Annotated in this window: 21 protein-coding genes and 1 tRNA gene; 11 read left to right on the top strand and 11 right to left on the bottom strand. The window is 58.8% G+C overall.

The genetic code is table 11. The features are described from left to right. Positions 1-16: 16 nt before the first annotated feature. From QEH57_RS13905 to QEH57_RS13895, 3 genes are all read right to left on the bottom strand, one after another. The gene (locus tag QEH57_RS13905) at positions 17-838 is read right to left on the bottom strand and encodes an ATP-binding cassette domain-containing protein (protein ID WP_309007354.1); all 822 of its coding nucleotides are present in this window, start codon (positions 836-838) and stop codon (positions 17-19) included. Then, entirely contained in the window at positions 831-1,679 is an 849-nt protein-coding gene (locus QEH57_RS13900; RefSeq protein ID WP_309007353.1) for an ABC transporter ATP-binding protein, read from the bottom strand. Before QEH57_RS13900 ends, QEH57_RS13905 begins: the two co-directional genes overlap by 8 nt. Before the next feature lie 229 nt (positions 1,680-1,908). Then, a tRNA-Leu gene (locus QEH57_RS13895) sits at positions 1,909-1,995 on the bottom strand. A gap of 146 nt (positions 1,996-2,141) precedes the next feature. Between QEH57_RS13895 and QEH57_RS13890 the strand changes: the two genes are divergently transcribed. From QEH57_RS13890 to rsfS, 3 genes are read left to right on the top strand one after another with little or no spacing between them, the layout of a single operon-like run. Beyond that, on the top strand, positions 2,142-3,206 hold the full coding sequence (locus tag QEH57_RS13890; protein WP_309007352.1) for a sigma-70 family RNA polymerase sigma factor: 1,065 nt from the start codon (positions 2,142-2,144) through the stop codon (positions 3,204-3,206). Between the two features lie 32 nt (positions 3,207-3,238). Continuing rightward, a complete protein-coding gene (gene nadD, locus QEH57_RS13885; RefSeq protein WP_309007351.1) occupies positions 3,239-3,826 on the top strand; it encodes a nicotinate-nucleotide adenylyltransferase in 588 nt (195 codons plus the stop codon). A 13-nt stretch (positions 3,827-3,839) separates the two neighbouring features. Further along, positions 3,840-4,223, top strand: a complete 384-nt coding sequence (gene rsfS, locus QEH57_RS13880) for a ribosome silencing factor (protein WP_309007350.1) — start codon at positions 3,840-3,842, stop codon at positions 4,221-4,223. A 20-nt stretch (positions 4,224-4,243) separates the two neighbouring features. Here rsfS and QEH57_RS13875 read toward each other — a convergent pair whose 3' ends face one another. Beyond that, entirely contained in the window at positions 4,244-5,311 is a 1,068-nt protein-coding gene (locus QEH57_RS13875; protein WP_309007349.1) for a DUF481 domain-containing protein, read from the bottom strand. Between the two features lie 208 nt (positions 5,312-5,519). Between QEH57_RS13875 and QEH57_RS13870 the strand changes: the two genes are divergently transcribed. Both QEH57_RS13870 and QEH57_RS13865 read left to right on the top strand, forming a co-directional pair. Continuing rightward, on the top strand, positions 5,520-5,903 hold the full coding sequence (locus tag QEH57_RS13870; RefSeq protein WP_309007348.1) for a prepilin-type N-terminal cleavage/methylation domain-containing protein: 384 nt from the start codon (positions 5,520-5,522) through the stop codon (positions 5,901-5,903). A 427-nt stretch (positions 5,904-6,330) separates the two neighbouring features. Continuing rightward, entirely contained in the window at positions 6,331-7,851 is a 1,521-nt protein-coding gene (locus QEH57_RS13865) for a glycosyltransferase family 39 protein (RefSeq protein ID WP_309007461.1), read from the top strand. 11 nt (positions 7,852-7,862) lie between these two features. Here QEH57_RS13865 and QEH57_RS13860 read toward each other — a convergent pair whose 3' ends face one another. Next, positions 7,863-8,630, bottom strand: coding sequence for a class I SAM-dependent methyltransferase (locus QEH57_RS13860; protein WP_309007347.1), 768 nt, complete (start codon positions 8,628-8,630; stop codon positions 7,863-7,865). A 134-nt stretch (positions 8,631-8,764) separates the two neighbouring features. Next, positions 8,765-9,541: a class I SAM-dependent methyltransferase gene (locus QEH57_RS13855; protein WP_309007346.1), complete on the bottom strand. Its 777-nt coding sequence runs from the start codon at positions 9,539-9,541 to the stop codon at positions 8,765-8,767. A gap of 216 nt (positions 9,542-9,757) precedes the next feature. On the opposite strand from QEH57_RS13855, the gene QEH57_RS13850 reads away from it, so the two are divergent. After that, positions 9,758-11,623 carry an HDOD domain-containing protein gene (locus tag QEH57_RS13850; RefSeq protein ID WP_309007345.1) on the top strand — a complete coding sequence of 622 codons (1,866 nt, stop codon included), beginning with the start codon at positions 9,758-9,760 and terminating at the stop codon, positions 11,621-11,623. A gap of 165 nt (positions 11,624-11,788) precedes the next feature. Here the strand turns inward: QEH57_RS13850 and QEH57_RS13845 are convergent, their stop codons facing one another. Continuing rightward, positions 11,789-12,157 (bottom strand): hypothetical protein, encoded by a 369-nt coding sequence (locus QEH57_RS13845; RefSeq protein WP_309007344.1) that lies wholly within the window; start codon positions 12,155-12,157, stop codon positions 11,789-11,791. 74 nt (positions 12,158-12,231) lie between these two features. Then, positions 12,232-13,023, bottom strand: a complete 792-nt coding sequence (locus tag QEH57_RS13840; protein ID WP_309007343.1) for an RNA methyltransferase — start codon at positions 13,021-13,023, stop codon at positions 12,232-12,234. 25 nt (positions 13,024-13,048) lie between these two features. Between QEH57_RS13840 and dinB the strand changes: the two genes are divergently transcribed. Both dinB and coaBC read left to right on the top strand, forming a co-directional pair. Beyond that, the gene (gene dinB, locus QEH57_RS13835) at positions 13,049-14,188 is read left to right on the top strand and encodes a DNA polymerase IV (RefSeq protein ID WP_343224781.1); all 1,140 of its coding nucleotides are present in this window, start codon (positions 13,049-13,051) and stop codon (positions 14,186-14,188) included. Positions 14,189-14,272: 84 nt separating this feature from the next. Beyond that, positions 14,273-15,469, top strand: a complete 1,197-nt coding sequence (gene coaBC, locus QEH57_RS13830) for a bifunctional phosphopantothenoylcysteine decarboxylase/phosphopantothenate--cysteine ligase CoaBC (protein ID WP_309007342.1) — start codon at positions 14,273-14,275, stop codon at positions 15,467-15,469. 40 nt (positions 15,470-15,509) lie between these two features. Here the strand turns inward: coaBC and QEH57_RS13825 are convergent, their stop codons facing one another. Next, the gene (locus QEH57_RS13825; RefSeq protein ID WP_309007341.1) at positions 15,510-16,244 is read right to left on the bottom strand and encodes a hypothetical protein; all 735 of its coding nucleotides are present in this window, start codon (positions 16,242-16,244) and stop codon (positions 15,510-15,512) included. A gap of 16 nt (positions 16,245-16,260) precedes the next feature. Then, positions 16,261-17,355 carry a chorismate synthase gene (aroC, locus tag QEH57_RS13820; protein ID WP_309007340.1) on the bottom strand — a complete coding sequence of 365 codons (1,095 nt, stop codon included), beginning with the start codon at positions 17,353-17,355 and terminating at the stop codon, positions 16,261-16,263. A 266-nt stretch (positions 17,356-17,621) separates the two neighbouring features. Here aroC and QEH57_RS13815 point away from each other — a divergent pair, with 266 nt between their 5' ends. From QEH57_RS13815 to QEH57_RS13805, 3 genes are read left to right on the top strand one after another with little or no spacing between them, the layout of a single operon-like run. Then, entirely contained in the window at positions 17,622-17,786 is a 165-nt protein-coding gene (locus tag QEH57_RS13815) for a DUF1328 family protein (protein ID WP_309007339.1), read from the top strand. Positions 17,787-17,835: 49 nt separating this feature from the next. Continuing rightward, positions 17,836-18,744: a mechanosensitive ion channel family protein gene (locus QEH57_RS13810; RefSeq protein WP_309007338.1), complete on the top strand. Its 909-nt coding sequence runs from the start codon at positions 17,836-17,838 to the stop codon at positions 18,742-18,744. Between the two features lie 41 nt (positions 18,745-18,785). After that, positions 18,786-18,989: a hypothetical protein gene (locus tag QEH57_RS13805; RefSeq protein ID WP_309007337.1), complete on the top strand. Its 204-nt coding sequence runs from the start codon at positions 18,786-18,788 to the stop codon at positions 18,987-18,989. A gap of 94 nt (positions 18,990-19,083) precedes the next feature. On the opposite strand, the gene cysE is transcribed toward QEH57_RS13805, so the two are convergent. After that, entirely contained in the window at positions 19,084-19,908 is an 825-nt protein-coding gene (gene cysE, locus QEH57_RS13800; protein ID WP_309007336.1) for a serine O-acetyltransferase, read from the bottom strand. Positions 19,909-19,919: the final 11 nt, after the last annotated feature.

Below are 19,919 nucleotides of genomic sequence, written 5' to 3'. Positions count from 1 at the left end.
CGTTTTGACAACAAACTTATCGGGCAACGCTTGGCATCTTAGGTACTGCGGCCAAGAGTTTACTTGTGTATTCAGATTGTGGATTTGAGTAGATCGATTCAGCATCTCCCTGTTCGACGATGCTACCGTTCTGCATCACCAGCACATGATGGCTCATATGCTCAACCACCGCAAGGTCGTGAGCGATAAAAAGGTACGTGATCGAAAACTCATCCTGCAGGTCCTGCAAAAGGTTCACGATTTGCGCCTGCACGCTCACGTCCAGAGCGCTCACGCACTCGTCGCAAATGATGAACTCCGGGCGACTGCTCAGAGCGCGAGCGATGCAAATTCGCTGGCGCTGCCCTCCGCTGAATTGATGCGGGTAACGCCGCATCGCATCCGCCGGCAGCCCGACCTTCTCAAGCAACTCCGCCACACGCTCCTCACGCTGCGAACGATTCAGCTCAGGCTCGTGCACGATCAGCGGCTCCGCGACAATCGCTCCCACCGCCAACCTCGGATTCAAGGACGCGTACGGGTCTTGGAATATGGTCTGGATCCGCTTGCGAAACGGCAAGAACGCTCGCTCCGAAAGATCCGTTATGTCCACACCGTCGTATTCAATTTTCCCCGACTCCGTTGGAATCAGCTTCAGTATAGCCTTACCGATCGTGCTCTTGCCGCTACCGCTCTCCCCGACCAGTCCCACCGTCTGGCCTCGCTGGACACTGAAGCTAGCGCCCTGGACCGCCCGAAACGAGCCCCCCTTGCCAAATAAGCCAGCCTTCGAGGTTTGATAGCTAACGCTCAAATCCGTTACCTTCAACAACGGAGGAACAATGGAAACATCAGGCATGCGATGCCTCCTCCTCAGCAACCGCCGCATAATCGACCACCGGCAAACGATCCTGCTTAACCCCCAGACGCGGAATGCAACGGATCAAAGCCTTCGTGTATTCATGTTTCGGCGACGCGAGCACTTCCGCAGTCTCTCCTTGCTCCACGATCTTTCCGCGGTACATAACAGCGACCTCGTCCGCAAAGCCGTCCACAATCCCAAAGTTGTGGGTGATCAAAATGATCGCCATGCCCTCCTTGTCACGCAGCTCCCGCAGTAAATCCATTATCTGCGCCTCGATCGTCACGTCCAACGCCGTCGTCGGCTCGTCCGCCACCAAGATGTCCGGTTGGCAAGCCAGAGCCATGGCAATCACAACGCGCTGCTTCATGCCGCCGCTCATTTGATGGGGATAGTCATTGAAGCGAGAACCAGCATCCCGGATGCCAACCTTCTCCAAAAGACGAACGCTTTCCGATCTAAAATCATCCACATCCGCCCGGTGAAACTTGAGGGCCTCCGCGATCTGGGCTCCTACCGTGAAATATGGATTCAACGAAGTCGACGGCTCCTGGAAGACGTAGGCGATCCGCTTCCCGCGGACCTTGCGCAGCTGGCGCTCCGGCAACTCCAGCAAGTTAACCCCGTCCAACAGCGCCTGCCCCTCCACCACGCACTTGGGAGCCGGCGGCAAAAGCCGCGACAAAGACATCGAAGTGACACTCTTGCCACTGCCGCTCTCGCCCACGATCGCTAAGGTCTTGCCCCGCTCCAAAGAAAACGAGATCCCTCGAACCGCATCGACTTTCGAGTGGCGGCTGTTGAAACGAATGTTCAGGTCTCGTACCTCAAGCAGCATGATCAGGCACCATCCTGCAAAGCCCGGATCAGACAACAAGCGGAAAAGCTCCCAAAATACATACAAAAGTATATTTAATACATTTTATACCAGCAAAGCTCTCCAAACCACCGCTCCAACGCCTCCAGCAGCCCCCTCGCTCCCACCGCCGTCCGCATAGCCGACAGCTCGCAGGGGTCCTCGTCCGGAAAGGTCTTCGCGCAATTCACCTTTCGCTCTTTCCCCCAATTGGTGCCCAGGGTGGGACTCGAACCCACACGTCCTTGCGGACAGCGGATTTTAAGTCCGCTGCGTCTACCGATTCCGCCACCAGGGCATGGTTGGAAGTCGGGAATGCAGCAGACTTGCTCCTAGAAAACAAGCCTGCGCTTGGGCAATTTCCGCCCGAGCTGCTCGAAAACTGCTTTCTTGCTAAAAGCTGCCTCGAGCGCGAAACTTGCGCCTGTCGCCATCGAACCCGAAATGCCCAAGCGAACCGAGAGTCTAGCCCCAGCCCAGTCGCCGAGCTCCGCGGCCCATCAGGTCGCCCGCTTTCGAGCCGGTCTCGACTGGATGCTCGCCCACCCGCTCTGGGAAGAGAGCTTGGCCTGCATCTCCCAAGAGCTGGGCTTCAAAGGACAACGCCAGGGCATCAGCCAGCGCAGCGCCTTGCGGTCCTTGCCCCTCGAACAGAAGCAGGCGCTCCTGCGCCACGCCTTACAGCGAGAGCTCCCCACCCCCAGCCACGCGGAAGCGAAGCGGCTCGCCCGACTCTGGGGAGCCACGCGTTACCAAGGCCGCAGCGACTTCGGCAGACCCAGCAATCCGGAATGGCAAGCCCTGCAACAGGCAGTGCTGATCCGGATCTGCGCCCGTTACGAGCAATACAAGGAATCGCAAAGCCAACTGTTTTGCCAGTTCCAGAACCTCGCGAGCGAAGGAGCCCGCGCCCACTGCAGCGCTCCTTCGCTCGCGGAGGACGCCTGCCAGGAGGCCCGCCTCGCGCTACTGGAAGCCATCGACCGCATCGAACCGAGCGAGAATTTCGCGGCCTACGCTTGCCAGTGGATCAAGAGGCGCGTCCGCAACTTCGCCATGGAGCAACGCCTCCCGGTCAAAGCCCCCCTCAACCTAATATCGCAAAGCTTCCGTGGACAGCCGGGGGCGAATCCTATCCTCGAAAAAGCGATTCGAGAAGGAACCTTGCAGCTCGATTCCCCCATCCCTTCCGCTGGCGAGCTCGACCCTAACCTCGCTTCGGAACCCGAAAGTTGCCCTCAGCAAGTCGCCATGCGCTCGGACGAAGGCGACCAGCTGCGACAGGCGCTCTCCAAGCTCACCGCGAAACAGCGGGAAGTCGTAGATAGCCGCTTTGGGCTGGGCGACTCCCCCCATTGCCAATCCCTCGCCCAAATCGCGCAACGGGCCGGCATCTCGCGCCAGCAGATTTTCCAGCGCGAAAAGCGAGCCTTGCTCGCCCTGAGAAGCCACCTCGCCGAGCTCGAGTCGGAGAGGAGCTTGGAACCCGCAGGCTCGAGAGGCTATTGACACCCTCTCTATTTAGAGAAGAGCTTCACCCTGTGAGCGAAAGAATAGGCATCATCGGCGGCAGCTTCGACCCCATCCACAACGGACACCTCATCATAGCGCTGGACGCCTGCGAGCAATTCGAGCTGGACCGCGTCCTCTTCGTGCCGGCCTTCCAAGCTCCCCTAAAGAGCAACGCCCCCGAAACGACGCCCCAGCAACGGATGAAGATGGTCGAAATCGCCACCGAAGGCGAAGCCCGCTTCGCCTGCTCCGACGTAGACTACCGATTCGAGTCCACCAGCTATTCCGTCCGCACTGCCAAGATCCTAAGCGAAGAGCACAAAAGCGCCGAGCTGTTCTGGATCCTCGGAGCCGACCAAATCGCCCAGCTCCACCACTGGCGAGACATCGACACCCTGGCCAAGCTCGTCAGCTTCATCGCCTTCCAGCGCCCCGGATCCAGCAGCCAAGCCGACCCCGACCTCCCTTCCCACACCCGCATCCTCAACGGCAAAGGCCGGCAACTGGAGATCAGCTCCACGGAAATCCGCGAACGCCTTAAATCGGGCCGCTCCGCCAAGTACTTCTTGCCAGCGAATGTCTTTGATTACATCAAGGCCGAAAATCTCTATTCTTAGAGGCAAAAAAAACATGAGCACCAAATCAAACGTAGAACTGAAAGGCGAAGAGCTGCTAGCCCTTTGCTGCAAGACCTTGGACAACGCCAAGGCGGAGAACATCGTAGCCCTCGACGTACGGGAGACATCCTCCATCACAAACTACTTGGTGCTCGCATCCGGCCTCGCCGAGCCTCACCTCAGGGCCCTGCGCCGCGACCTGGACAAGGCCCTCAAGGACCACAAGGTCAAGATCCTCGGCGTGGACGAAGGCGACTTCAGCGGCTGGGCCGTCGTGGACGCCTTCGACATCATGGTGCACCTCTTCTCCGAAGAGACCCGCGAGACCTACAAGCTCGAAGCCCTCTGGAAGGACGCGGTCCCCGTCGACGTCGAAAAGCTGCTCGCCTCGAAATAAAGCGGCAAGCCTCGACCCCGTTAGAAGGCGTAGCCGAGCGAGCTGATGAAGCGGCGGTCTTCCCGCAACTCCTCCGCAAGGGAATTGTCGAAGCCCAACTCGTAGCGGACGGAAAACTTGACCGACTTGCTCACCGAGCTCGTCAACGCGGCGGAGAAATTGACCTCGTAGCCGTCCGTGTCCTCCAAGGGCATGGCAAACTTGAAGTCCTGCTTCACCCGAACCCTCTCCGACATGCGGTAGTCCCAGTCCTGGAAAACGTTCACCAGGTAGGCGACCTCGTCTTCCTTGGAAGGAAAGCTGCGCCAACGCCCGCTGGCGCCCAAGCCGGCCGACAAGGTCGAATCCTTCTGGTCCAGGAATCGCGTCCCCAAGCCCAGCTTCTGCTCCACGTTGGCATCGATCAGCTTGATCTGGTCGCTGTAGTAGTCCGACTCCGATTCGTAGAAGACGCCCGGGCCGATATCCTTCCGCCACCGATAGCTCGAGCTCAAGCGATCGCGGTTCTTCGAACCGTTCGCGTCTCCGTAAGCGTACTCCGCCTTAATGTTGATCCGGCTCGACTCGAACTTCCGCTGCATGTCGAAACGGTAGTTCTGGGTAGACTGCTCCTTGCGGCCCGAGCTCGAGTTCAAGCCTAGCTGCACGTTCTTCTCCCATTCCGGCAAGATCTCAATTCCACCGACCCCGCCCAAGGTCGCGAATAACCGGTACATCAAGCTCCTCTTCCGCTCCGGCTCCTCAGCCTCCGCAGGTCCGCCCTGGGCTACCTTTGCTGGCGCCGGCACGTCCTTCACCACGCGAGGCTTTTCCGGTACGGGAGCGATTTTCGTCTCAGCGATCGCCTCGCCGGCGGGACGCTCCTCTTTGCCCTTCGCCTTCCGAACCACTTCGGCGACCCGGTCGCGCGGCAAGGAAATCTCCCCCAAATAGTCGACCGAGAGCTTTAGCTCGGATTCGCTCTCGTCGAGCAGGGCGCCCGAAAGGCTGTCACCATTATCTAGAATGACCTGCACCTGCGGCGATTTCGCCCAACTCTGGGAGAACGCTAGGAGGAAAAGGAAGGACGATAGGAAAAACTTACTCATGCAAACTAGGTGGCCAGCTCTATTCGGAGTGCGTGAAACGCGAAAAGACAAACGGTTAATTTCAAAATAAACGTAAACGACCCAAAGGTTCCAAGTTTTCCCTAGAAAGCCGTTCAAACTGTTAAAGAGCCCTTTCCGACCTGCCGTATTCCTAAGTGTTCGTATCCAAATTCATCAACCGAACATTCAAACTTAGGAAAATATCATTATGCATAAGAACACATCCAAAAAAGGTTTCACACTCGTAGAAATTATGATCGTGGTGGTCATCATCGGCCTCCTCGCAGCCATGGCTATCCCAGCCTTCCAGAAGGTCCGCCAAGACTCCCGCGAATCCGCAGTTGAGAATGATGCTCGCCAGCTCGCTTCTGCCGCTCAGCAGTACATGCTCGAAAACAACGTGACCACTGTAACTCACTCCTACAACTCCACGACTGGTACTGTCGCTTCTGCACTCACTCCATACATTCGCCGCCTCGGCACTGGATACACCATCACTGGCACAGAGCTCGGTATCGATAGCGACTTCACCATCAGCCACCCTCAGCTAACGGCTGCAATCGTCTTCACTGCCGAAGGTCAGTCCAAGTAAGTTAGGTTCCGACCCAACTTAACAGTCGAATTTTCGAAAACCATGCCGCACGGTCGGCATGGTTTTTTTTCGTTTGCGAAAGTTCAGTCAACGCTACTCTCGGAGAACCCTACATCCTATGATCATCAGGCTCATCGCGCTCATACTCATTGCGACCGCATCTCTTCTCTTCGCGCTCTTCTACCCATCCGCGGAGAACACGCCCAACTTGTTCATCAATTTTGGATACCTGAACATCGCCCTCCTTACAGGCGTCTCATTGGCCGTACTCCTTCACACCTACTGGCGCCCCCTCCTAAACTGGACGAAGAGGAGAAATTCCCAAATACTCCTTATCGTTTGCACACTCGCTAGCGTTTATCTCTACACCCGTCACGGCGGCGGATTCAAAATCGCTTTCGACGAGTACGTGCTGACGAACGTGTCGATGAATCTTCATCAGTATCACGTCCCCGTAATCAGCGAATCTCCTCTCTATAGCTTTTCCCGCCTCGAACTGTTGGACAAACGCCCCCTCCTCTTCCCCTTCCTACTCTCCCTGACCCATGACATCCTAGGCTACAGCTCTTCCAACGGATTCTACCTCAATGCCGTCCTGACTTTTCTGCTCCTGCTCTTGATCGGCGTCATTGTGCAAAAGATTTCATCCCTGAGGCCTGCGCTCATCGCTATCGGACTTGCCTGCTTCACACCACTGATCGCCATTAATTCCAGTGGTAGCGGGTTTGATATCCTGAACGTCGTCTGTGTCCTACTAGCAGTCCTATGCGGCATTCGCTATTGGGAAGAACCCGATGCACAAAAGCTCGGGAGCCTCGCATTCGTCGGCGTATTGGCTTCCCAAGTACGTTACGAGACCGTGCTAGTCGCTATTCCGATCGCCGTCCTGATCCTAGCCAATTGGGTAAGACAAAAGCAAATATCCCTATCCTGGGTTACTTGCTTTGCCCCTATTTTCTTCATTCCCCTCATTTGGCAACAACGAGCAGTAGCGGAAAACCCGGAACGTTACCAATACGCGATGGAAAGCGGCACGCTCTTTTCTGTGGAACACATAAGCCCTAACCTACAGAGTGCATTCAAATTCCTCTTCATACCGAGCGACTTGTACCCAGGATCTCCATTCATTGGATTTTTGGGAGCCGCAGGCTTGCTGATCATTTTCGCCTTCTCGGGCACTCGCTTCAGCGAACTCTACAAGGGTCAACCTGCACGTTTAGCTCTCCTGATTTTTTTGCTGTATCTAATACCTCTGTGCCTCATTCACGCCTTCTTCTTCTACGGAAAATTCGACGACCCTATCGTCTCCCGTCTCGCCCTGCCCCTCACCATCTGCTTCATCATCGCAGGTAGCCTGTTACTCGGCCGAATTCATATTGCATCCAAGAAGTCTGCCTACCTCTGCTACACGCTCATGGCAGCGACCGGTCTTTACGCCTCCAAACAGTATGCGAATCCTCGATACAAAGACTCGAACACCTTGCAAAAGCGAATCGATTGGGCGCTCACCTTCGCCGAAGAACTACCGCCAGGCCAATACCTCTTCATTAGCCCGATGCCTCTTGTCTTCGAAAACGAACATTACAATGCTATCCACACTAGCAGAGCGAAGCTCTCTCTCGAAAAGTTGGCCAAGCAAAGAGAGTTCAAAACCTATCGAGAAATATTCGTGCTAGAAAACTTTCTTCTGGAATTCGAGGGCGATAATCTCGTATCCCACCACCTCCGCAGCAACGATCTAGGCCCTGCCGTAGAGCTCGAGACAGTCGCCGAAAACTCCTTCTCACTCTATAACTTTACTCGCATTAGCCGTGTTACAGACATCGACTTGGGCAAGGTTGCTTCAGCAGAAGAACAGGACCGATTTAATTCGGACAAAACCAGCAGCACCCAGCTCAAAACTCCCAACCAAGAAGAGACAGACATCTGGATGAAATCACTGCTATAGCGACTGCACCATTAGTTCGAGAGCGCCTTGCGGCCCACGAGTACGAGGTTCTTGCCAATAGGCATAGGCACCACCTTCTCGAGCATTCGCGTCACAGGAACGCCAAGACGATCGTAGAGGCCCACGCTCCCCTTGGTCAGTTTTTTCCCCATGATCTTCATCATTAGGAACCAAGGCAGGACCCCCAGCACGTCGGCATATTTAATACGCTCTACAGTAAACCCAGTACCCAACAAGAGCTCGCTACCGCTCGCCTTGTCATATCGCCTGAAATGCCCAAGGCTACGATCAAAGTCACTGTAGAGCCACTGCAATGCCGGAACGTAGATCAAAACGCAGCCGCCGGGCTTCAGCATACGATAAACCGCTTCGAGCTCAGCAGTGTCGTTTTCTACATGCTCCATCACATTATTGTAGACCACCGCATCAAACCGTTCGCTGTAGCGGTCGGCCACATCTACAACGTAGGCGTTAACAGACTCGAGACGGGCCTCATTTTCAAAGCGCCTCTCTAAAAGACCGTGCATCTTCGAGGAGGGCTCGAAGGCATGAATCGAGTCGATATTGGCCCGCAGCAAGTAACGAGAGAAATTTCCGCAACCCGCTCCCACGTCCGCAATGTCCCCTTTCAAGTACGGGGAAAACTCTTCTACGATCCATTTCGGATAGTTCTCCGCCACCTCCATAGCCTCCAAATCCGCTCCCTCATACTCGAAAGGATCGGCAGCCGCATCGAGGCTTAGAGGCACTTGGAATTCAGTCAGGTTGGTTGAGTTCATGAATCGAGAGCGTGTTTACGTCAGAAAGCTGCACTTAAAAATCAATCGACCTGCACTCTTCCGCCTTAAGACGGATCACTAAGAATTCTTCTACGAGTTGCGGCTAGGACGTACCGCCCCAGCCAGCTACCGCTCTAAACACGGGCCAAATACACCACCGATTCGCTATCCGCCTCCGGAGGCTCGAACTCGAAGTCGCCGTAAACCGACACGTCCGAAAAGCCCGCCTCGCCGAGCCTTACCATCATCTCATGCGGAAGGTGCCACCGGATCGTCATCTCCTTTTCCTCCACCTCCAGCAAGTTCCCGCTCCCATCCAAGCGCTCGAAGCGGTTCGCCAAGGAAAGCCGCTGCCCCATCGCATCGATTCTCCAGCCCTGGTACGCCACCAAACGCTGTCCTTCCTCCTCCAGCTCCACCCGCTTGCGCTCCTCCAACGGACATTCGTCCCGCCCCTCCCAAATCATTTCCCAAGGCATATGAGTCGGCACGATCAGCAGCCCATCCTCCCTCAAATGCCGGCGGCAACACGCCAAGCAGGCGTCCACATCCGCCCCCTCCAGCAACATCTGAATGCTAAAGCCCGGAATCAGAATCGCCCCAAAACGCTTCTCCCCCAGGTCGAAGTCCCGCATATCGCCCCGCACCAGCTCCGCGCTCGCCCCCCTTTCCGCCAGTCCGGCCGCGCACAAGTCCAGCATCGCCTGGGAGCCATCCAAGCCCACGACTTCCCTCCCGCTCTCGGCCAGCGGAAGCAACACCCGTCCCGTTCCGCAGCCGAGGTCCAAGACCGGACCCTCCACCAAGTCGACGAACCACCGGTAAAATGCGAGATCATCAAAATCACTCAACTCGTCCAAGCTGTCGTAAAGCTCCGCTTCCAAGCCTTCGTATTGGTACATCCGCGCCATCCCACCACGCTGCAGCCTCCCCCAGCGTCCGCCAACCCTAATCCGAATGGGTAAGACTCACGCACGCGCATCGCCCCGCTTGAGTACATCCACCCAAGCCCCAGCCAAAGCTCCGCGCCCTCCTCAAGCCCCCCGCTTCCTAGCCGACTCCCAAATAGCGGAACCACGAGCCCGCACCTCCAACTCTTAAATCACCCTACGCCAACGGCACCCTCCATGACTACTCGCATCCTCATCGTCGACGAAGCCGCCCAAGCCCTACAAAACTACCGCGACGCCCTCGCCCCCAAAGCCAGCCAGTGGCGCATCGACTACGCGGACTCCGCAGCGCAAGGCCTCCAAGCCGCCCAGGAAAACACGCCCGACGTGATCATCGCCGCCCTCGCCCTCGCCGACGGAAAGGGAGCCGAAATCCTCGCCCAACTCGAAGCCATCGCCCCCGACGCCCAACGCTTCATCACCGCCACCGAAGCCGACAAGCCTCAGCTCGAGTCCACCTTCGGCGCCTCCTTCCAATACCTACCCAGCCCTTGCCCCGCCCCCCGCCTCATATCCGAAATCCAGCGCTGCGTCGCCATCGACAACTGGCTCGGCAATCCCCGCATCAAGGAACTGGTCGCCCAAATGGGCGAATTCCCCAGCCTTCCCCCGATTTATCTCAAGGTCGTAAGCGCCCTCAACTCCCGCCACGCCGACACCGAATCCATCGCCCAAGCCATCGCCGGCGACCTCGCCATCTCCGCCAAGGTCCTGCAAACCGTCAACTCCTCCTTCTACGGCTTCGACGAAAAGATCGGCAACATCGCGGAAACCATCAACATCCTCGGCACCGACTGCGTCAAAAACCTCGTGCTCGCCATCCAAGTCTTCAACTCCATCGGCGGCACCGCAGACCAAAAGGCCATCACCGACGAGCTCTGGCACCATAGCATGTCCGTCGCCGTCGCCGCTCGCCGCATCGCCCACTACGAGACCCGCAACGAAAAAGCCGCGGAGGAAGCCTACACCGCCGGGCTCATGCACGACATCGGCAAGCTGGTGCTCCTCAACGCAGCCCCCGAAGCCTTCGCCCAAGCCCGCGAACTAGCCCTCGAAAAATCCATTCCCCAGATCGAGGTCGAGACCCAAGTCCTCGGCTGCAACCACGCCGAAACCGGCGCCTACGTGCTCGCTCGTTGGGGCATGCCCACCAACCTCACCGAAGCCGTCGCCCTCCACCACGACCCCGTCAATTCCTTCGGAAAATCCTTCTCCGCCCTCGCAGCCGTGCACGTAGCCAACGCCATCGTCCACCACCGCCAGCGGGCCGACCACCCCAGCTCCACCCCCAGCCAAGATTTCCTCCTCGAAATCGGCAGAGCCGACTCCTGGGAAGACTGGCTCGACGTCACCTCCGGCAAAACGCCCCCCGCCAAAGCCGCCGCAGCCCTCTCCCTCAAAGCCCAAGAAGCCGACACCGCCTCAAAAAGCGCCCCTGCAGCGCCCCAATCCGCCAAGGCCAGCGCCCTCCAAGACGCCGCCCCAGCCGGACAAAAGAAAAACACCAAGACGCCTTTCCTCGCCTTGGCGGCCTGCGCCGCCCTCGCTACCTTCGGTATCTACATTCTCAATACCATAGATACCGTCGACTCCACCGAAGAAGCCTTCATCCAAACCGAGGAACCTCTAGCCAAGAGCGCCCTGGATAAAGCCCGCGACTTCTCCGGAATCAGCCAAACCGAAGACGCCCTGCAAGAAATCTTCGACGCCCAAGCAGAAGACGACGCGCCTTCCGCCGAACCTCAAGCAGCCGAACAGCCAGAGCCAGCGCTCCAGCTAACCGACACCGCTCCCATCCCTTCCCCAGCGCTCGCCGAGCCCGCGGCTGAACTTCCCAAGCCCCAGCTTCCTTCCCCCCGCGACACCTTTCCCGCCATCGAGCTGGCCGGCATCTTCTACAATTCCGAGCGCCCCCTCGCCAGCGTCAACGGCCAGATCCGACGCGTCGGCGACACCGTAAACGGCGCCCAGATCGTCCGCATCGACAAACGCCAAGTCGTCGTCCGCTACGAAAACACCTTCCGCGCCTTCAAGCTCAACTAGCCCACCGCCAACCGGTACCCGCACCCAATGCGCGCAAAAGCGACACAACGTTCGCTTTTATTTGCGTAACCAACTTTCGCCCGCTCACCAAAAAGCCCGAATCTCACCTGAGATTCGGGCTTTTCAAATTTCGCGCGGCAAGCCGACCGGCCTTGCGAGCCGCTCCTAAAAGGCGCTCGAGTCCACGCTCTCGATCCACTGCACGTAGCTCGAAGCATCCCCGTCGTCGATAAACTCGGTCGTGCCCTCCACGGTGCCTTCCGCCGAGTAGAACACCAGGAACGGAATTCCCGTGATCCCGAAACGCTCCCGAATCCCCTCCTCGTCCTCCGCCTTGCGAGGGATCAAGATCTTGGCGCCCAAGATCCCCTCGCTCTCCAAATACTTGTCCAAGGCATCGCTCTCCTTCAGCACTCCGTCCAAGGCGTTGCACCACTTGCACCAGTCGCCATTGCCCTTGAAAATCATCAACAGACGCTTCCCTTCGGCCGCACGTTTCGCCAAAGCCTCTTCGATATCGGAGATCCAATTCATAAGCCGCCCATCCAAAGCGCCCCGAAAAAACAATCAATCCCCGATTCCCAAGATCTCCCGCCCAGTCCTCAAACCTACACCCGCCACTTCGCCAAAAAAACCGAAGCCGCCGCCGCCGCGTTCAAAGACTCCCCCCGCCCGAACCGCGGTGCGAACAGCTTTCCGTCCGCTACCGCCGAAACCGCAGGCGAAACTCCCCGCGCCTCGTTCCCTACCACGATCGCGCAGCGCTCCGGAAAATCGAAGTCCGACAGCGAAACCGCCGCCTCGTCCAGCTCCGTCGTGAAAACCTGGATACCCCTTGCCTGCAAGGCCTGGACCGCCTCGACCAACTCCACCCCGACCGCCACCGGCAAGTGAAACAAGCCACCCATCGACGAACGCGCCGTCTTGCCATTCTCCAGCTCCGCGCAGCCGCGCCCCAAAACCACTCCATCCATGCCAAACCAATCGCAGCTCCGCACGATCGCCCCGCAATTTCCCGGATCCCCCAACTCGTCCAACAGCACCAGCCGCGTCGGGCCGCTCGCCGGAAGCCGCTCCAGCAAATCCCCAAAGCCGCAGCCCACCCGATCCACCAAAGCCAGCACCCCTTGCGACGCTTTCGTATCCGACAATTGAGCCAACTGGCTCGCCGTCCCCTCCCAAACTTCGCCCGCCTTGGCCAACGCCGCCGTCAAGATCCCCTCCTCCGCCGACTCCCGCCGGGCCGCCGGATCGTAAACCACGGCATGCAATCGGCAGCCCGCCTTCATCGCTTCATCCAACAAATGCCAGCCCTCCACAAAGAAACGACCTTCCGCCTCCCTCGTCTTCTTCAGCAGGAATTTCCGCAACCCAGTCAGTTTCGTCTTCGATAAAGCCATTGGCATCCCCGAAGTAAGAGCAACAATCGCAAATTTCAGAAGCCGAAACTTCCACCGAGCCAGCCCGCCAAGCCACCAAAAACTCCAGAGCCTTCCACCCATCGAGCCGAACCGACAGATCATCCACATCGACATGGACTGCTTCTACGCAGCCATCGAGGTCCGCGACCATCCCGAGCTGCGCGGCGAACCCGTAGCCGTCGGCGGAAGCAGCAACCGCCGCGGCGTGCTCACAACCTGCAACTACCAAGCCCGCACCTTCGGCTGCCACTCCGCCATGCCCACCTTCCAGGCCCTGCAGCGCTGCCCCCACCTCATCGTCATGCCCGTCCGATCCGAGGTCTATCGACGCGAAAGCCGCCGCATCCGCCGCATCTTCCAAGACTACACCCAGCTCATCGAACCCCTCTCCCTCGACGAAGCCTACCTCGACGTCTCCCACCACCCCCGCTCCGCCGCCGACATCGCCCAAGAAATCCGCAGCCGCATCCGCCAAACCACCGGCCTCACCGCATCCGCCGGCATCGCCCCCAACAAGATGCTCGCCAAGATCGCGAGCGATTGGCGCAAACCCAACGGCCAATACGAAGTCCTCCCCAGCGAGATCGACGCCTTCATGCAAGAGCTCCCCGTATCCAAAATCTGGGGAGTCGGAAAAAAAGCCGCCGCCCGCCTCGCCGAACACGACCTTCGCACCTGCGGCCAGCTCCAGCAACAAAGCCGCCTCCAGCTCCAGCAACTCTTCGGAAAGTTCGGCTCCGAGCTCTACGAGCTCTGCCGAGGCATCGATCACCGCCAGGTCGTCTCCAACCGCATCCGCAAGTCCATGAGCTGCGAACGCACCTACGCCAAGGACCTCGAGTCCCTCGAAGACCGCCAACAACACGCCGCCGACATCTTCCAAGAGCTCTCCCACGACCTCGCCCGCTTCAAGAGCGACCGCCCCATCGCCAAGCTCTTCGTCAAGTGCAAGTACTCCGACTTCACCCGCAGCTCCATCGAGCGCAGCGGTCTTCCCTTCCAGCTTTCCAGTTTCCAGGACCTCCTCGACGAATCCTACCAACGCCGCTCCGACCCCATCCGCCTGCTCGGCCTCGGCGTCCGCTTCGTCGATCCAGAAAACCAAATCCGAGCCACCCAACAGCTCAAGTTCGACTGGGGCTAGAAACGCCCGCCGCCGCCCACCCGCAACGCCCCCACAAAAAAGCGCTTCCAATTCGCCCCTCGCCCCTCACCATTCACTCTTCCCATGGCCTCCCTCTCCGGAAAACGAATCACTCTCATCATCACCGGCAGCATCGCCGCCTACAAGGCGCTCGAGCTCATCCGGCTCCTCGCCAAGGCCGGAGCCAGCGTGGAAGGCGTGCTCACCCAAGGCGGAGCCGCCTTCATCACCCCCCTCTCCGTCGAAGCCCTCACCGGCAAGCCCGCCCATACCGCCATGTGGGACGAACGCTCCTACGAGATGAACCACATCGAGCTCTCCCGCCGGGCCGACCTCATCGTCATCGCCCCCGCCACCGCCGGCATCATCGCCAAACTGGCCAACGGCATCGGCGACGATCTCGCATCCTCCGTCCTGCTCGCCAAGAACAAGCCGGTCCTGCTAGCCCCCAGCATGAACACCGAGATGTGGGAAAACGCCGCCTTCCGCCGCAACCTCGCCCAAGCCCAAGCCGACGGCGCCACCCTCGTCCCTCCCCAAACCGACACCCTTGCCTGCGGCGAAACCGGCATCGGAAAAATGGCCGAACCCGCCACCATTCTCGCCGCCATCGAAGCTCATTTCCAAGCCGCCGAAACCTTAAGCGGAAAGACAGCCATCGTCACTTCCGGCGGCACCATCGAGCGCATCGACTCCGTGCGCTACATCAGCAACTTCTCCTCCGGCAAACAAGGCAACGCCATCGCCCTCGCCCTCGCCCAAGCCGGAGCCAAAGTATCCCTCGTGGTCGGCAACACCAAGGAGCCCGCCCCGCAACACCCCAATATCGAAGCCCTCCCCGTAGAATCCGCCGCAGAAATGAAAGCCGCCGTCGAGGCGAAGCTGCCCGCCGACATCTTCGTGGGCTGCGCCGCGGTCTGCGATTTCCGCGTATCCAACAAAGCTGACAAAAAGCTCAAGAAAGAGGGCGGCCTCGACCTCCAATTCGAAGAGAACCCAGACATCGCCAAAAGCGTCGGCACCCTGCCTAAGGAAAAACGGCCCCAGCTCGTCATCGGCTTCGCCGCCGAGACGGACGACCTCATCGCCTACGCGCAAAAGAAACGAGCGAGCAAAGGTTGCGACCTCATCGTCGCCAACGACGTCAGCCAAGGCGCCGTCTTCGGCCAAGACCAAAACACCGTCCACTTCGTCACCAAAGATTCGGTACAGACGCTCGACACTCTGCCTAAATCCCAAGTCGCCGCCGCCATCCTGAACTGGATCCGCGAGCGCCTCTAGGCAAGAGCGCGCCGCGACCCGCGACGGACCTCAACGCAACTTACAAGAAGGTGCCGATATCCGGCAACTCCTTAGCTCGCTTGCCGCCCGATACCGTTTTCAGAAACGGATCCTTCGTCACGTCGCCAGCGATGTCTTCTTCCCACTCGTCTTCTTCGCCATCGTCTTCGAAGACTTCCGGTACGTCGAATATTCTGCTGATTCGGCGCGATTGCGTATCCAAAACCAAAGACGGATTCCCCACCCGCCCTTTCTTCACGTACTCCCAGAGGCACGGGAAGCACAGTTCCTCGTAGCGATCGAGAAAAGCCTTAATCTCCTTGTTTCCCACTTTCTCGCGACACGATAGCAGCACCACATCCGAAAAGTGGATACAGCAATCAAACCAAGGGAACGCATCCTTGTTCCCGATGGCTAGATCGCTATGCAGCACCGTGATCACGCGTCCCAGCTCGCAGCCGCTATCCGGCAACCAAGCATGAAAGGCTTCCACGAAATCCGCAGGATCGCCCAAGCCATCCGCCGCGATGAAAACCAAATCCGCCGTCTCATCGACTTCGAGCGTTAAGCGACCGTCCTCGAATGCATAGGCGCCCGTCGACACGCTGCGATGCTTCACCGCAAAGTCGGACTCCACCTCTTCGGCATCCCGAGAACTGAAATAAAACGCAGACTTCTCCTCCTCGCTCGTGCCAAACTCCACCAAGTCCGCAATCACGCGAAACTGATCGGAGCCCTTGCAAGCGAGAACCAAATAAACGATCGGCTTGGCCATAGCTAGAAACGGAGCTTTAAGCTTCGAAAGTGAAGAGGCGATTCTGAGCGTGCTGGCGCATCATGTGGTCCACGATCACCAAGTTCGCCATCGCTTCCACGATCGGGATCGCGCGCGGAACCACGCAAGGATCATGGCGACCGCGCCCCATCAAAGTCGTTTCCTCGCCGGCGAGATCCACCGTCGCCTGCTCTTGCAGGATGGTTGCGGTCGGCTTGAAGGCCACGCGGAAGACGACGTCCTCCCCATTGGTAATTCCGCCTTGCACGCCGCCGGAAAGGTTCGTCTTGGTGCGCACCTTGCCGTCGCGCTTTTCGAAAAGATCGTTGTGCTCGGAGCCCTTCAGCAGCGTGCCCTCGAAACCGCTGCCCACCTCGAAGCCCTTCGTTGCAGGAAGCGAAAGCATCGCCTTGCCGAGATCCGCCTCGAAACGATCGAAAACCGGCTCGCCCAAGCCAACCGGAAGATTGCGTATCCGGCATTCCACGACACCGCCCACGGAATCACCCTTCGAACGGGCTTCCTTGATGCGTTCAACCATGGACTCAGCTGTCGCCGCATCCGGGCAACGCACGATGTTCGCCTCGATCGATTCCTCGGAAATTTCCACGCCTTCCGGCATCGAGATGTCATGGATGCGCGTCACGTAGGCGAGCGTTTCCACCGACGAAGTCAGCTTCAAGATCTTCTTAGCAATCGCTCCCGCCGCCACGCGACCGATCGTCTCGCGAGCCGAGGAACGTCCCCCGCCCTCCGGATTACGGTGCCCGTACTTGGTTTGATAAGTGTAGTCGGCGTGGGATGGACGAAATTTCTCCTTCATCTCGGAGTAAGCTCCGGGACGCGCGTCCTTGTTGAAGACGAGCATGGAAATCGGGGTACCGGTCGTCTTGCCCTCGTAGACGCCGGACAAGATCTGCACCTGATCGGCCTCCTTGCGCGGAGTCGTGATTTCGCTCTGTCCGGGACGACGGCGATCGAGCTCTGGCTGGATGTCAGCTTCGCTGAGAGGCAGGTTGGGAGGGCAACCGTCGATCACGACGCCTACGCCGCCGCCATGGCTTTCGCCCCAGGTACTGATTGTGAATAGCTTGCCGAAAGTGTTAGGCATGGGCGGGACTGTACGGAGGAGCCCCTCCGAATCAAGCCGCGATACGCCGCATTTCCCTCGCTGTCCCACCGCCCCGCTCCACCTCCCTTTTCCCTCTCCAAAGGCAGCTGGCGCAGCAAATGCGAAAGGTCACGCAGATGAACGCTCCCGTCCGCTGCTCCCGAGCCATCTGGAGCCACCGACGGGGGAATTCATTGCAAAACGCACGATTCAGCGGAGCCAATCCTCCGCAGCCTGCACGAAACCAACAACAACCCACCAACGCCATGCTACAAATGTCACTCACCTTTCTGGCCCTCGCCGTCATCGCCGCCCTGCTGGGCTTCTCCGGCTTGGCAGGCACCGCAGCAGGCTTCGCCAAAATCCTCTTCGCTATCTTTCTGATCCTCTTCGTTATCTCCATGATCACCAAAATGATACGAAAAACTTAAAGGCACGCCCCGCCCTCGGCCCCTTCCTCCCGAACTAGCGAAACAGACGATGAACGACACCTCCGCATCCTTCGAAGACGCCTACCACATCCTGATCGAAAAGCTGGCCAGCTGGTACGAACTGCTCGTCGCCCACCTGCCGAACGCCGTCGCCGCGCTCGTCATATTCGCGATCTTCTTCGCCTTGGCCTCCATCGGTCGCCGCGTGACCAAACGCCTCTTCGCTCGAGCCTTCGACACCGGAGCCATCGCCCAGCTGGTCTCCACCATCCTCAAGATCCTCATCCTCTTCCTCGGACTCTTCATCGGTCTCGGCGTGCTCGGCCTGCAAAAGACCGTTCTCAGCCTGCTCGCCGGCGCCGGCATCGTCGGCATCGCCCTCGGTTTCGCCTTCCAGGACTTGGCCGAAAACCTGATCGCCGGCATCACCATGGGCATCCGCAAACCTTTCAAGAACGGGGACCTCATCGAAACCCACGGCGAGCTCGGGCATGTCGAAAGCCTCAACCTGCGCAACTCCATCCTCGTCAACTTCAGCGGCCAGCGAATCATCATTCCAAACAAGGAAGTCTTCCAAAACAAGCTCATCAACTACTCCCAAACCGGAGCCCGCCGCATCGAGCTGGAAGTCGGCGTGTCCTTCGATTCCGATCTCGAAGCCGCGGCCGAAGTCGCAAAGGAAGCCATCCGCTCCCGCTGCGGCGACTGGCTGCACCCGCACAAGGACGTCGAAGCCTTCGCCATCAAATTCGGCGAATCAAGCATCCACCTCACCGTGCGCTACTGGATTAAGTTTCCCGGCAGCAAATCCTACTTCGCCGCCATCCACGATGGAGTCACCGCCATCCTAGCCGCCTACCGCGAGCACGACATCGAGATCCCGTTCCCGATCCGTACCCTGCAAACCGGCGACACCCTTTCGCTCAACATCGAAAAACGCGAAGCCGCTCAAGCTTGAGCCAGGCCAACGTCATACAAAAACATCCAACCATACATACTATGAAAAACACCATCAAAGCACTACTCGCGAGCTTGCTCGCTTCCGCATCCCTCTTCGCCTTCGTCGGCTGCAGCGACAGCGAGGTCGGCGACAACCTCGAAGAAGCCGCGGACGAAGTGAAGGAAGCTGGCAAGGAAGCCGGCGACGAGCTCAAGGAAGCGGGCGACGAAATCGCCGACGGCGTGAAGGACGCCACCAACTAACGAACCATCCAATCCAACCACAAAAAAGGGCAGCGACCTCGGTCGCTGCCCTTCTTGTATTCAAATATTCTATACCAATTGGTTCAGCCGACAGCTAAACTTGGTAGTCGAGCGGCTCTTCGCTCAAGGCGTCTCCGCCGTCGATCTGCTGGTTCATGCCCAGCGCCGGAGAGGACTCCCCGCAGGTGCCCACCGCTTTGGCCGGCACGCCCACCACCGTGCAATGCGGCTTCACCGAGCGCAGCACCACGCTGCCGGCGCCGATCTTCGCGCCCTCGCCGATCGTGATGTTGCCCAAGACTTTCGCCCCAGCAGCGATCAGAACGCCGTTGCCCACCTTCGGGTGACGATCGCCACGCTCCTTGCCGGTGCCGCCCAAGGTCACGTTGTGCAGCAGCGAGACATTGTCCCCCACCACCGCAGTTTCCCCGATCACCACGCCCGTAGCATGGTCGATCAAGATCCCCTTGCCGATCGTCGCGGCCGGATGGATATCCACCCCAAACGTCCTCGAAATGAGCGACTGGAGGTAGAGCGCCAGCGGCCGACGCTCGTCGTACCAAAGGTGGTTCGCGAAACGATAGGCGGACAAGGCGCTGAAGCCCTTGAAAAACAAGAACGGCGAAAGGTAGCCGTTCGCCGCCGGATCCCGCTCGCGAACCGCTTGCAAGTCGATGCGGATCGCCTCCCGCAACTTTTCGTCCTCCTCGAAAATCTCCAGGAAAAGGTCGCGCAGGGTGATACTCGGCAAGATCTCGTCCTTCAGCTTGGAGGCCAGCGTGTAGCTCAAGGCCGCCTCCAAGGACTTTTGCCCGAGGATCGTCTCCTGCAGATAGGCCACCAACAACCGCTCCGAGTCCGCGGCAGCTTCCGCTTCCTCCCGGAGTGATTTCCAAATTGCTTCAAGTTGTTCTGTCATATGGGCCTTTC

The organism is Pelagicoccus sp. SDUM812005 (assembly GCF_031127875.1).
In the GTDB taxonomy this organism is placed as follows: domain Bacteria; phylum Verrucomicrobiota; class Verrucomicrobiia; order Opitutales; family Opitutaceae; genus Pelagicoccus.
Note: the sequence above shows the minus strand (reverse complement) of the source record. Positions and strands in the feature narration are given on the sequence as shown.

Excerpts from the sequence above, each read along its gene's own strand:
- cysE (WP_309007336.1), bottom strand. The coding sequence starts at position 19,908 with ATGACAGAACAACTTGAAGCAATTTGGAAATCACTCCGGGAGGAAGCG.
- QEH57_RS13845 (WP_309007344.1), bottom strand. The coding sequence starts at position 12,157 with ATGAATTGGATCTCCGATATCGAAGAGGCTTTGGCGAAACGTGCGGCC.
- rsfS (WP_309007350.1), top strand. The coding sequence starts at position 3,840 with ATGAGCACCAAATCAAACGTAGAACTGAAAGGCGAAGAGCTGCTAGCC.
- QEH57_RS13890 (WP_309007352.1), top strand. The coding sequence starts at position 2,142 with ATGCCCAAGCGAACCGAGAGTCTAGCCCCAGCCCAGTCGCCGAGCTCC.
- QEH57_RS13840 (WP_309007343.1), bottom strand. The coding sequence starts at position 13,023 with ATGGCTTTATCGAAGACGAAACTGACTGGGTTGCGGAAATTCCTGCTG.
- QEH57_RS13815 (WP_309007339.1), top strand. The coding sequence starts at position 17,622 with ATGCTACAAATGTCACTCACCTTTCTGGCCCTCGCCGTCATCGCCGCC.
- coaBC (WP_309007342.1), top strand. The coding sequence starts at position 14,273 with ATGGCCTCCCTCTCCGGAAAACGAATCACTCTCATCATCACCGGCAGC.
- QEH57_RS13900 (WP_309007353.1), bottom strand. The coding sequence starts at position 1,679 with ATGCTGCTTGAGGTACGAGACCTGAACATTCGTTTCAACAGCCGCCAC.
- QEH57_RS13860 (WP_309007347.1), bottom strand. The coding sequence starts at position 8,630 with ATGAACTCAACCAACCTGACTGAATTCCAAGTGCCTCTAAGCCTCGAT.
- QEH57_RS13850 (WP_309007345.1), top strand. The coding sequence starts at position 9,758 with ATGACTACTCGCATCCTCATCGTCGACGAAGCCGCCCAAGCCCTACAA.
- QEH57_RS13865 (WP_309007461.1), top strand. The coding sequence starts at position 6,331 with ATGAATCTTCATCAGTATCACGTCCCCGTAATCAGCGAATCTCCTCTC.
- QEH57_RS13905 (WP_309007354.1), bottom strand. The coding sequence starts at position 838 with ATGCCTGATGTTTCCATTGTTCCTCCGTTGTTGAAGGTAACGGATTTG.
- QEH57_RS13855 (WP_309007346.1), bottom strand. The coding sequence starts at position 9,541 with ATGGCGCGGATGTACCAATACGAAGGCTTGGAAGCGGAGCTTTACGAC.
- QEH57_RS13810 (WP_309007338.1), top strand. The coding sequence starts at position 17,836 with ATGAACGACACCTCCGCATCCTTCGAAGACGCCTACCACATCCTGATC.
- QEH57_RS13825 (WP_309007341.1), bottom strand. The coding sequence starts at position 16,244 with ATGGCCAAGCCGATCGTTTATTTGGTTCTCGCTTGCAAGGGCTCCGAT.
- QEH57_RS13870 (WP_309007348.1), top strand. The coding sequence starts at position 5,520 with ATGCATAAGAACACATCCAAAAAAGGTTTCACACTCGTAGAAATTATG.
- QEH57_RS13875 (WP_309007349.1), bottom strand. The coding sequence starts at position 5,311 with ATGAGTAAGTTTTTCCTATCGTCCTTCCTTTTCCTCCTAGCGTTCTCC.
- aroC (WP_309007340.1), bottom strand. The coding sequence starts at position 17,355 with ATGCCTAACACTTTCGGCAAGCTATTCACAATCAGTACCTGGGGCGAA.
- QEH57_RS13805 (WP_309007337.1), top strand. The coding sequence starts at position 18,786 with ATGAAAAACACCATCAAAGCACTACTCGCGAGCTTGCTCGCTTCCGCA.